Raw genomic sequence first — 12,219 nt, forward strand, 5'->3', positions numbered from 1 at the left:
AATGTTACACTTAATGTTATCTAATTATTAGTTTCTTGATGACAGATTTAATATCTGAACTAATTCTAACTAAATAAAGTCCTGACTCTAAATTGAATTCAATACGATTTCCATTACTCACCATTTTAGAAAACACGTTTTGTCCAGCGATATTATAGACTTCCATTTGACTTTCACCTACCAAGCCTTTTATATAAATATGCTTGTCTGTCGGATTCGGAAATATGACAATATCATTTTCAAAAACTTCCGATACATGTAAGGTTGATTCCACATTAAAAGTAGCTGTAGCAACATCTGTATTTCCACACACATCAGTCAGCTCAAATATAACTTCAATAGCATCTGGACAAGATACAGTTGCTGGTGCATTATGGATAACGGCTGGTGTTCCACAATTGTCAGTTCCCGAAAAACTATTTAACCATGCTTCATAATCAGCTTGCATATTTGGTGAACACATGATGGTCATATCAGAAGGCATGACATTCCAAATCGGACTAACATTATCTTCAACCGTTATGGTTTGAATGTGAATTGTTTCATTATTACATTCGTCAGTGGCTGTCCAAGTTCTTGTGATGGTATAATCGCCTGAACATGATCCTGAAGCTGTACTTTCATTAAAGGACATCGTTGCAATTCCACAGGTATCTGAAGCAGTTAATGTTTCTGCCGTTGGAATATTATCACATTCAACTGTTGTACTTGCTGGTAAAGGTTCATTGAATGTTGGATCACCATTATCTTCAACCGTTATCGTTTGAATGTGAATTGTTTCATTGTTACATTCGTCAGTGGCTGTCCAAGTTCTTGTGATGGTATAATCTCCTGAACATGATCCTGAAGCTATACTTTCATTAAAGGACACCATTGCTGTGCCACAAGTATCTGAAGCTGTAAGCGTTTCTGCTGTTGGAATGGCATCACATTCAACTGCTGTACTTGCTGGTAAAGGTTCATTGAATGTTGGATCACCATTGTCTTCAACCGTTATGGTTTGAATGTGAATCGTTTCATTGTTACATTCGTCAGTGGCTGTCCAAGTTCTTGTGATGGTATAATCTCCAGCGCATGAACCTAATGCTGTACTTTCAGTAAAAGACACCGTTGCAATTCCACAGGTGTCTGAAGCGGTTAATGTTTCTGCTGTTGGAATATTATCACATTCAACTGTTGTACTTGCTGGTAAAGGTTCATTGAATGTTGGATCACCATTGTCTTCAACCGTTATCGTTTGAATGTGAATTGTTTCATTATTACATTCGTCAGTGGCTGTCCAAGTTCTTGTGATGGTATAATCTCCAGCGCATGAACCTAATGCTGTACTTTCAGTAAAAGACACCGTTGCAATTCCACAGGTGTCTGAAGCTGTAAGCGTTTCTGCTGTTGGAATGGCATCACATTCAACTGCTGTACTTGCTGGTAAAGGTTCATTGAATGTTGGATCACCATTGTCTTCAACCGTTATGGTTTGAATGTGAACCGTTTCATTGTTACATTCGTCAGTGGCTGTCCAAGTTCTTGTGATGGTATAATCTCCAGCGCATGAACCTAATGCTGTACTTTCAGTAAAAGACACCGTTGCCATTCCACAGGTGTCTGAAGCTGTTAATGTTTCTGCTGTTGGAATATTATCACATTCAACTGTTGTACTTGCTGGTAAAGGTTCATTGAATGTTGGATCACCATTGTCTTCAACCGTTATGGTTTGAATGTGAATTGTTTCATTATTACATTCGTCAGTGGCTGTCCAAGTTCTTATGATGGTATAATCGCCTGAACATGATCCTGAAGCTGTACTTTCAGTAAAAGAAACCGTTGCAATTCCACAGGTGTCTGAAGCTGTAAGTGTTTCTGCTGTTGGAATGGCATCACATTCAACTGTTGTACTTGCTGGTAATGTTTCATTGAATGTTGGATCACCATTGTCTTCAACCGTTATGGTTTGAATGTGAATTGTTTCATTATTACATTCGTCAGTGGCTGTCCAAGTTCTTGTGATGGTATAATCTCCTGAACATGATCCTGAAGTTGTACTTTCATTAAAGGACACCGTTGCAATTCCACAGGTGTCTGAAGCTGTTAATGTTTCTGCTGTTGGAATGTTATCACATTCAACTGTTGTACTTGCTGGTAAAGGTTCATTGAATGTTGGATCACCATTATCTTCAACCGTTATCGTTTGAATGTGAATTGTTTCATTGTTACATTCGTCAGTGGCTGTCCAAGTTCTTGTGATGGTATAATCGCCTGAACATGATCCTGAAGCTGTACTTTCAGTAAAAGAAACCGTTGGAATTCCACAGGTATCTGAAGCTGTAAGCGTTTCTGCTGTTGGAATATTATCACATTCAACTGTCGTACTTGCTGGTAAAGGTTCATTGAATGTTGGATCACCATTATCTTCAACCGTTATCGTTTGAATGTGAATTGTTTCATTGTTACATTCGTCAGTGGCTGTCCAAGTTCTTGTGATGGTATAATCGCCTGAACATGATCCTGAAGCTGTACTTTCAGTAAAAGAAACCGTTGCAATTCCACAGGTGTCTGAAGCAGTTAATGTTTCTGCCGTTGGAATATTATCACATTCAACTGTTGTACTTGCTGGTAAAGGTTCATTGAATGTTGGATCACCATTGTCTTCAACCGTTATGGTTTGAATGTGAATTGTTTCATTATTACATTCGTCAGTGGCTGTCCAAGTTCTTGTGATGGTATAATCGCCTGAACATGATCCTGAAGCTGTACTTTCAGTAAAAGAAACCGTTGCAATTCCACAGGTGTCTGAAGCTGTTAATGTTTCTGCTGTTGGAATGTTATCACATTCAACTGTCGTACTTGCTGGTAATGTTTCATTGAATGTTGGATCACCATTGTCTTCAATGGTAAATGTAGCTTGCTTGGTAATTTCGTTTCCGCAGTCATCCGCTAAAGTAAACGTGACTGTCTCAGAAACTGAAGCACCACAGCTTATACTTAACCCAGAATTATCATTTGTAAGTGTAACATTTCCACATAAAACAGTTCCAGTAACACTAGCTAACCAATTATTGAACTCAACAGTAGGATCTGTAATCTGATCACACTGTAACGTAACATCAGTTGGCTGGTTCGTCCAGGTTGGACCTTCAAATGATATTTTAAAAAGTGTTCCATTATATATATTCACATAGTAAATAAAACCATCTAACGGATTTTGCATCATATGTACTATGCCATCACCAAAATTTATAGGTGCCAATTCTGATATATCACTTATCCAGTTTAACGTTCCATCAGTAAGCGTTGCTATGTTTATCCAGTTTCTTACGTAATCTGTAAACAGATATTTACCAGTCATACTACTGCCCATTGCATCACCAGTAATGTACACTCCAGCAATTGCAGTATTTCCTCTAAACTGAATTCCCGTTGTAGGAGAACCTGAAGTACCCACTCTAGGATTTGTAGGTGTTGTTCCGTTAAACCAAGGCACACGAGCTTCGTTACTACCTCCATGACGCCAAGCAACTTCTGGTCTGTCGTGCACAAAACGTCTTAAAGCTGGATTTGAATCATCTACGAAATTTGTTGGTTGTGGACAATTATTTACAAAAGGTACATTTCCTTCATCAGGATTTGTAGTTCCACTATTATAATAACCATTATGTTGTGTTAAGCCTTCATATAAAGGCCAACCACCATTCAAACCGGCTTTATCAAAAATATGCAAATCTTCCCAAGTTCCCCAACCTACATCTGCAACCTGAATGATTCCAGGATTTCCATCAGCAGGATTAGTACTACCACTATTGGGTTGAATTGACATTCTGAATGGATGACGTAAACCCATAGCCCACATTCTAGATTCTGGAGCTCTCGGATTTGAAGCATTATAGTGCGGATTTGAAGGGATTCCATCTCCTGTTGCTGGATCAAGACGCAATACTTTTCCACAAAGCGATGTAATCATCTGACTTCTGAATGCGCCTACATTTTCCTCAGGACGCATGATGCCATCGTTGATTGCTTGTTGCCAATACGTTTCACTTGCGCTTCCTGTGTCTGTTGAAGAATAACTTGCATTATCTCCAGTCGACACCAATAAGGTCCCATCATTTGCAAAAATAACCGTTCCTCCTGCGTGTGACTCATGTGTTAATGGCACTCCAGTTGATACAGATTCTCCAAGAAGTACAGTTCTGGTATTATAATTTGTCGTTAACGGATTACTTCCAATATTTAATTGATAACGTGTTAAACGACTTATGGTCGCCTCATAATAATCATTATCATTTGGATCATAACTGGGTGTTCCATAATTCATAAGATGCTCTCGATCAACCATGTAATACATGTAAACTAAACCGTTAGTGTCGAAGTTAGGATCTAAGCAAAAACTAGCAAAACCAAAATCTCGCCAATCTCCAACTTCATCAGAAATATCGAGAACAGGCGTCGTTTGCTTGACATATTGTGTTCCATTCCAATTGGACACATATACATGTCCGCGTTTTTCCCAAACAAACATCTTAGTTCCATCTGAATTGAAAACAACACCCATAATGGTATTATAACCATTCTGAACTTCGGAAGCTATATAACCCGTAGGTAATTGAGCGAAAGCATTTGAAATTAGTACTAGATAAAGACTAACAGAAAAAAACAGCCTTATATTAAGAATACGATTATAGCAAACCATTAGAAATAGTTTAGATGGGTTGAAACTAATTTTGCTATTAATCAACATAAAGGTAGCTTGATTATAGGTTGAAAAAAAATAAACCATTCAATAAGGAAAAAAAATCGATGATAGGATTAAAATTGATACTATGCGTAGAGTTTTCTTACAGTAAAATCCATGTATAAAAAAAGAGCGTTACTAAACGCTCTCTTTTTAAAGATATAAACGTTAATCTATATCCTCAAACCAACCAATCAAAAAACTGACAACCACATCAGTTTACTTTTCGAGTCCCTCCATGTCCTCCAGCTACAACAATCATTATTTTTATACTTAAATAAATAAATTTGAAAAACTGAAGAATAGGATTCATCATTTTAAATCTTTGATATTTTGATATTCTTTGTGTCATACTTAATACATTTTTATTCCGGAATTAACCACCAAAAAGGTCGCATTTTCGCTTTGTAAATAAAGGCATAGTGTAAAGCCAGTTTTAACCAGTGGCCTGCTAAACCTATTTCTCCAAAGGTTTTTCCCAATTGTCTTCCCTGTGTTTTTGGGTACTTTTCATAATCTGGCACAATGGGATATGTGGTTATACTTACACCACTACCTTTAGTCATTCCATAGCCAGCGGAAGCGATACATGCAGCTCCCATATTTCCTAAACTACCTTTATGATGAAGTGACTCCTTACCCTTTTTAATTGAATCAATGATATTATCGGCTACCAATTTTGCTGTGATCCCTGAAGGCATTCCTGTACGAGGTGGTGATGGAGAAATATCAGTTCCATTTTTACTTTTTCTTGGTTTTGAAATCGCATGTGGAGGAGCAAAAGCAATACCTGGAGCAAAAATGTTTTTATAACTTGGATTTTGATAAGTTTCAGGCCAATCTTGAACAGACCATTTATCATAAGATTTTGTTGTATAATCTGCATCAACAATCATAAATCCTTTAAAAAGCTTTTCAGTGATATCATTTTCATTTTTATCATAAGCTTTAAAGCCATGACCTGAAAATGCTGGAATGAGCATAGCAAAATCGTAAGTTTCAGTTTTAAACTCTCCTTCTAAATTTTCATAATGCGCAACTCCATTTTCAATTTTATTGACTCCTGCGCCAAGAATCCAATTAATATCTCTGTCCTCAAAGATCATCTCTACCATTTCACTAGACTTCATAGTCAAACTACCATAACTCAATAACATTCCATCCATTCCAAAATCACCTAGTTGATATTCATTAGAAATCCATGTAACTTCAGCCATATCTCTTACATTATGACGTCGTAATTCTTGCTCAACATTTAGTATGTATTCGAAAGCTGCACCTTGACAAGTCGATTTTGCATGTCCTGTACCAATGAGTATTTTAGTCTTTTTACCTTTTTTCATTTCCTGAATTAAGGTATTTAATGCTTCCCAAGCATGATCTGCGTGTGTATAAGTACAAACCGAATAGGTTTTATTTTCTCCTGGAATTAAACCATCGGTTGCTTCAAAATTGAGTTTTGGACCTGTTGCGTTAATTAAATAATCGTAGGTTATTTTTTCTTTTTGACCTTTGTGAGCTCCTGCAACATATTCAGCTAAAACATAAGGCTTTTGTTCATCTTTATCTCCTTCTGGATAAAAAGAAACAGCTTTTGCCTGCTTGTAACCTATGCCTTTCTTTTTATATAATGGTGCTAATGGAAATAAAATTTTTTCAGATTTCATTCTACCAATTCCAACCCAAATATTAGACGGAATCCATTGGTAGTTACTGTTTGGAGAAACCACAACAACGTCATGGTCTTTAGAAAGCTTTCGTCTTAAATGTGACGCAGCTACATGTCCAGATATTCCTGCTCCTAGTATGACGACTTTTGACATTTTTAATGCTTTATAGTTTTATAAAATGATTTAAAATGACTTTCATTGGTTTGAATATCTCCTAAAAAATCAACTTAAACTCCATAGTAAAGATCACTCTTTAATTATTACTACACAGTGACAATTGTTACATAGTAGAATTTCTTATTAAAGTTTAATAATTTTCTTTTCAATGATATTTGAATTGTTCTTAAAAACTAAAAAATATTCTCCTGAAGCGATTTGATTTAAATCCATTGATATTTTTTGTAATCCTATAGTTGCATCTACATCTATTGACTTTATCTTTTTACCCAATACATCATAAACCTCCAAACTACTTTTTTCTGTATTAGGAATGAAGACTTCAACTAAATAGTCACCTTTAGAAGGGTTTGGAAATACTTTTAAATTGTATATGTTATTCACATTAAGTTCCACATCGTCAATATTTAAGGATGCTTTATTAACAAACACTTTAAAAGCCAAATTACTAGCACTACTTTGAGTTCCTGTATTTATAAAGAAAATATTTTCCTGTGTACTTTCAATACCTCCAAAAATATAACCAATATGAGTAACACCTTCCTGTAAGCTATTAAGATCTAAGATGTCATAAGATTGATAATTAGCAATATTATTTAATGGAATAAACTCGGCTCCTGAACCTAAAAGTGTAGGCATTTCAATATCTAAACTACTTTCTACCATAGAACCATCATTAAATCTAGACACTTTGCTAATCGTTTTTACAAATGGTACGTTATTATCCTGAATAAGATTATTATTAGCATCGAGCTTATATTGACTCATTCCGCCAAAAAACAGCGTGTGCATAACATTATTAAAACTATCATATATAGGAACTTTTGCACTGTGATACTGACTTAAATATTGATTAAATGTATTGTTAACTGTGTATCCGGAAGCTGTAACATCGACACTGTTTAACCATGGTAAATTTGCAGAATGCTGAAAAACACCACTAAACATGGTAAAACCTGGTGTTCCATCTGGAAAAATTTGTGGCGTCATGTTATAATCTCTTCGATGCAAATTATTAGTATCATTTTGAGCTGAATAATTTAAGATTGATAGGTTTGAACCATCATCACTTATTTCAAAAGTTCGTATTTCATCTGTATAGTTCTGAATAAATCCTGGTCCGTTGTTAGGACCCATCGGATTATATCGTCCCTCAAAATACTGTCCGCCACATAAATAAAACACATCATTTAATCTACCTAACTGACCTCCAGTTACGGCTAAATTACTGTTGGTTATTTGTCTAAAATAGGGTGTTATACTTGTATTATTTATAACAGCATTTGCTAAACCATCAACATCAATTGCTGTTAGTTTATCATAAGTAATATGATCGTTTTGTGTAGCGCTAAAGCCATAACCACCAATAATATACAAGGTATTTCCTCTTTGAATAAACTCCTGATTTGTAGATTGTAATTGTTCAAATAATGATGCTGATAATACATTTAACGATGTGCTCCATGTTTGATTAGAAGCAGGATCAACAACAAAAACATTTTTATTATTATCGTTTTCAAGAAATGAAGCAAAAGGCTGTCTTCTATGTAGACCATCTATTCTACCTCCTAGTATGATCCATTTTCCATCTGTAGTCTTACCAAAAGAAAAAGAATGAACGCTCGGAGCATTTGCAATCACTAGTGGTTCTATTTGTACTGTAAACTGCTCTTGTGAGACACCTGGACTTGCTGCAATAATTGACAATAGAAAAATGAGTACTCTTTTAATTTTCATAATATTAAGGTATTTCGTTTTATCAAATTTCTGAAAATTAAAAGTCTATATAAGTAACCTATGTTACATAAAAAAGAGCACCATATCTGGTGCTCCTTTACATAATAAAAGTTATTGCTCATACCTTAATAACTTGTATCATCTAATTTAACTTTACCATGGAATGTTTTATATAAAAACAAGAAATAACCGGCTAAAAGTGGTGCACCAATAAGAACAATCGTTAACATAATACCCAGTGATTTCTGAGAAGATGCTGCGTTATAAATCGTAACACTATATTCTGGATCTATTGTTGAAGGCAAAAGCACAGGATACAACTGAAAAGCAACGAGCATTAGTAAAAATGCCATAGTTAAGGATGAAAACAATAAAGCATTTGAATATTTCTTCTTGGATACTAATCTTGGCACATTGGCAACTGCCAGAAATGCCAGTAAAGGCAACACGAAGAACAATGGGTTTTCCTTAAACTTATCAGTCACTCCGGGAATAAAAACTAAAGTATATAGAGATGTCACTGCAAAACTTGTGATAAAAAAGACCATCCCTTTTTTCAATAGAAATGTTAATCTAGCATGCAATCGTCCTTCGGTTTTTAGCAATAAAAAAATAGCTCCTTGAGTCATAAAAATTGAGAGTGTCGTTAACCCGACTATAATAGCATAAGGACTCAAAAATGAAAAGAAAATACCACCTTTATAAGAGAAGTTTTCATGAATTTCAAAACCTTGTAAAATATTTCCTAAAACAACACCTAGCAAAAATGCTATTAAAACATTTGAAATAAAATAAATAATATCCCAGGATTTTCTCCACCATTTCATTTCTTCAGCACTTCTAAATTTTATGGCAGAAGAGCGCAAAACCAATAACACTAAAAATAACATAAATGGTATGTACATAGCAGACAACATAGTCGCGTACATTACAGGAAATCCTGCAAATAGTGCTCCTCCTCCAATAATCAGCCAAACCTGATTAGCATCCCATAAAGGTCCAATGGCATTAATTGCAATACGTCTGCTCAAATCTTTCTTAAAAAACAGATGCCATGCTCCTGCTCCGTAATCAAATCCTTCCAGAATTGCATATCCTGAAAATAATAACCCAACTACTAAATACCAGAGGGTTGGATAATCGATACCTAAAAACGTTTCCATATGCTACTATTATGTGTATTTTAAAAATTCTTCAGGGTTTTCTGCTTCGTTATAGGGTCCATGTTTTATTTTCTTATTTAAAGAATATAAAAATAAAAGTAACAATATGGAATAGACCACTGTAAAAAGAACTAACGAAAAAACGATTTGATTGGCTGAGACTTCTTGAGAAAACCCTTGACTAGTTCTTAAGTGTCCGTAAACAATCCATGGTTGTCTCCCCATTTCGGCTGCAAACCATCCTACTTGGTTAGCTATTTGTGGTAATATTACTGAAAAGGTAAAAATCTTTAATAACCATTTTTTATCGAATAGTGTACCTTTCCACCATAAAAAACTAGCATACAAGGTTAAAGCTATCAAAAACATTCCTATAGAAATCATAATATGGTAAAACTGAAAAACAGCATTAACTTGTCCTGGTCTATCTTCTTCGGAAAAAGCATTCAAACCTGTAATCGGTGCTTGAAAATCTTGATGTACTAAAAAAGATAATCCACCAGGCACACTAATTCCTGTAACTTCTTGCGTCTCATCATCTACCCAACCGAATACGTATAAATCAGCTGGTGCGGACTTATCATAATGACCTTCCATCGCTGCCAGTTTTGCAGGTTGGTTTTCAGCAACACCATCAGCAGAACTGTGACCAGAGACCAATTGTAATAATGATACAATGGTAGCAACAGACAAAGCGATTTTGAACGCTTTTTTAGAAATTTCAATATATCTGCCTTTTAATAAATAATAAGCATGCACACTTAAAATCATGAATGCTCCTGCCAAAAAAGCACCTTGCCAAACATGAATAATTCTATCGACGCTTGATGGATTAAACACCATAGCCCAAAAATCGGTTACTTCTGCCCTTGCATTTACTCCTTCTCCAACAATATGGTAACCCGCTGGAGTTTGTTGCCAGCTATTCGCCACCACAATCCAAACTGCAGAAAACATAGATCCCAAAAACACTCCAATTGCAGATATAAAATGAACTCTAGGTGACACACGATTCCATCCAAAAATTAAAATTCCCAGAAATGTGCTTTCTAAACCAAATGCGAATAACCCTTCGGCGGCTAATGCACTTCCAAAAATATCTCCAACGTATTTTGAATAAACTGCCCAATTGGTTCCGAATTCAAACTCCATGATAATTCCGGTAGCGACACCTATTCCAAATGTTATGGCAAATATTTTCAACCAAAAACGCGTAAGAATTTCATACTGTTTATTACCTGTTTTTAGGTATAAGCCTTCCATTATCACCATAATCAATCCAATCCCGATGCTCAATGGTGGATAGATATAGTGAAAAGCTATCGTGAAAGCAAACTGTATTCTTGCTAAAATTTCAACATCCATAATTTCACATTCAAAAAAAATACGCTTTAGTAACTAAAGCGTATTTAAAATAATTTATTTTTTTAAAATTTCGTTTAAAACTAAATCTTTGTCTAAAGGTTTAGTACAAAAGAACCAGTCTTCACATTTTAAATCATCGGTTCCACTCATTCGTTCTTCAGCGACTCCACATGATCCAGCTGGCGACACAATAACATCGTCACCAGGATTCCAATCTGCCGGAGTTGCAACGTTGAATTTATCTGAGGTTTGCATAGCTATTAAAGCTCTATATAACTCATCAAAATTTCGTCCTAAACTTAAAGGATAATAAATAAGTGCACGTACAATGCCTTCAGGATCAACAAAGAATACAGCTCTAACAGCTTGTGTTTTACTTTCTCCTGGCTGAATCATACCATATTTCTTAGCTACGTTCATCGAAATATCTTCAATTAAAGGAAACTTAACTTCTATGTTTTCCATACCATTAAACTTGATTTTATCCTTAATAGTTCTTAACCAAGCTATATGGCTATACAAACCATCGATTGATAATCCGATGAGATTACAATTCGCTTTCTTAAATTTTTCTTCTAAATGTGCAAACGTCATAAACTCTGAGGTACACACAGGTGTAAAATCTGCTGGATGGCTAAATAGAATAGACCATTCGCCTTTATAATCTGAAGGGAAGTTAATTTCACCTTGTGTCGTTGTTGCCTTAAATTCTGGAGCCTTGTCACCAATTCGTGGCATTGTAAATACGTCTTGCTCTTGTGTTGTTTCTGTTGTGTTCATCTTAATTGTAGTTTTAATTAGATGTAAAATTAATCTTCATTGGTTTCAAACTCTGTAACAAAAGTCACCTTAGCAATTTAAAATCTTAATATCAAAATAGGTAGATTCAATACGATTGTAATCGTATAATTTTTCAAAATAATACTCTTGAATTCTGACAATAATGTGACTAAAGTCACTTTTAAAATGAATAAAGACAAGTATATTTGTAACCATGAAAATATGCACTTATATTTTTGCAATATCATTTATCGTACTTCTTTTTATAAACAGTACTAAAGTCACATTGTCCTATGTGTATTATGAGGTAGACCCTATTGGTTTTATCGAAGCTTTATGTGAGAATAAAGACAAGCCTGAGCTCCAATGTAATGGAAAATGTCACTTAAAAAAGGTAGCTCAGTCACAAGATAAAGAACAAAACACACCTGAAAGTATTATTGATTTCAAGGAACTTGTATTATATCTACATCCTGAAATTACCTTTAAATTACCTGATAATATCTATCAAAAAAGACCACAATTTTTATCCTATCTTAACCTGTATTCTTTTAAAAATTCTAACGACTGTTTTCACCCTCCGAGGGTATAATTTTTCTTT

8 protein-coding genes are annotated in these 12,219 nt (G+C 34.9%); 1 reads left to right on the plus strand and 7 read right to left on the minus strand.

Annotated elements, in window-relative coordinates:
- Positions 1-16 precede the first annotated feature (16 nt).
- The 7 genes from TD18_RS16605 to TD18_RS05350 form a co-directional block, all read right to left on the minus strand.
- A complete protein-coding gene (locus TD18_RS16605; RefSeq protein ID WP_160289454.1) occupies positions 17-4,684 on the minus strand; it encodes an HYR-like domain-containing protein in 4,668 nt (1,555 codons plus the stop codon).
- A 256-nt stretch (positions 4,685-4,940) separates the two neighbouring features.
- Positions 4,941-5,078, minus strand: coding sequence for a hypothetical protein (locus tag TD18_RS17370; protein WP_162835789.1), 138 nt, complete (start codon positions 5,076-5,078; stop codon positions 4,941-4,943).
- A 13-nt stretch (positions 5,079-5,091) separates the two neighbouring features.
- On the minus strand, positions 5,092-6,549 hold the full coding sequence (locus TD18_RS05330) for an NAD(P)/FAD-dependent oxidoreductase (RefSeq protein WP_040249495.1): 1,458 nt from the start codon (positions 6,547-6,549) through the stop codon (positions 5,092-5,094).
- Positions 6,550-6,696: 147 nt separating this feature from the next.
- On the minus strand, positions 6,697-8,310 hold the full coding sequence (locus TD18_RS05335; RefSeq protein ID WP_040249498.1) for a T9SS type A sorting domain-containing protein: 1,614 nt from the start codon (positions 8,308-8,310) through the stop codon (positions 6,697-6,699).
- Positions 8,311-8,435: 125 nt separating this feature from the next.
- Positions 8,436-9,473 (minus strand): cytochrome d ubiquinol oxidase subunit II, encoded by a 1,038-nt coding sequence (gene cydB, locus TD18_RS05340; protein ID WP_040249501.1) that lies wholly within the window; start codon positions 9,471-9,473, stop codon positions 8,436-8,438.
- Positions 9,474-9,482: 9 nt separating this feature from the next.
- Positions 9,483-10,838 carry a cytochrome ubiquinol oxidase subunit I gene (locus tag TD18_RS05345; RefSeq protein WP_040249504.1) on the minus strand — a complete coding sequence of 452 codons (1,356 nt, stop codon included), beginning with the start codon at positions 10,836-10,838 and terminating at the stop codon, positions 9,483-9,485.
- A 54-nt stretch (positions 10,839-10,892) separates the two neighbouring features.
- Positions 10,893-11,618, minus strand: coding sequence for a peroxiredoxin (locus TD18_RS05350; protein WP_040249508.1), 726 nt, complete (start codon positions 11,616-11,618; stop codon positions 10,893-10,895).
- A gap of 214 nt (positions 11,619-11,832) precedes the next feature.
- Here TD18_RS05350 and TD18_RS05355 point away from each other — a divergent pair, with 214 nt between their 5' ends.
- The gene (locus tag TD18_RS05355) at positions 11,833-12,210 is read left to right on the plus strand and encodes a hypothetical protein (RefSeq protein WP_052461052.1); all 378 of its coding nucleotides are present in this window, start codon (positions 11,833-11,835) and stop codon (positions 12,208-12,210) included.
- The last annotated feature ends 9 nt before the right edge of the window (positions 12,211-12,219 follow it).

This window comes from Psychroserpens mesophilus (assembly GCF_000826645.1).
GTDB lineage: Bacteria > Bacteroidota > Bacteroidia > Flavobacteriales > Flavobacteriaceae > Psychroserpens > Psychroserpens mesophilus.

Excerpts from the sequence above, each read along its gene's own strand:
- TD18_RS05345 (WP_040249504.1), bottom strand. The coding sequence starts at position 10,838 with ATGGATGTTGAAATTTTAGCAAGAATACAGTTTGCTTTCACGATAGCT.
- TD18_RS16605 (WP_160289454.1), bottom strand. The coding sequence starts at position 4,684 with ATGGTTTGCTATAATCGTATTCTTAATATAAGGCTGTTTTTTTCTGTT.
- TD18_RS05350 (WP_040249508.1), bottom strand. The coding sequence starts at position 11,618 with ATGAACACAACAGAAACAACACAAGAGCAAGACGTATTTACAATGCCA.
- TD18_RS05330 (WP_040249495.1), bottom strand. The coding sequence starts at position 6,549 with ATGTCAAAAGTCGTCATACTAGGAGCAGGAATATCTGGACATGTAGCT.
- TD18_RS05335 (WP_040249498.1), bottom strand. The coding sequence starts at position 8,310 with ATGAAAATTAAAAGAGTACTCATTTTTCTATTGTCAATTATTGCAGCA.
- TD18_RS05355 (WP_052461052.1), top strand. The coding sequence starts at position 11,833 with ATGAAAATATGCACTTATATTTTTGCAATATCATTTATCGTACTTCTT.
- cydB (WP_040249501.1), bottom strand. The coding sequence starts at position 9,473 with ATGGAAACGTTTTTAGGTATCGATTATCCAACCCTCTGGTATTTAGTA.
- TD18_RS17370 (WP_162835789.1), bottom strand. The coding sequence starts at position 5,078 with ATGACACAAAGAATATCAAAATATCAAAGATTTAAAATGATGAATCCT.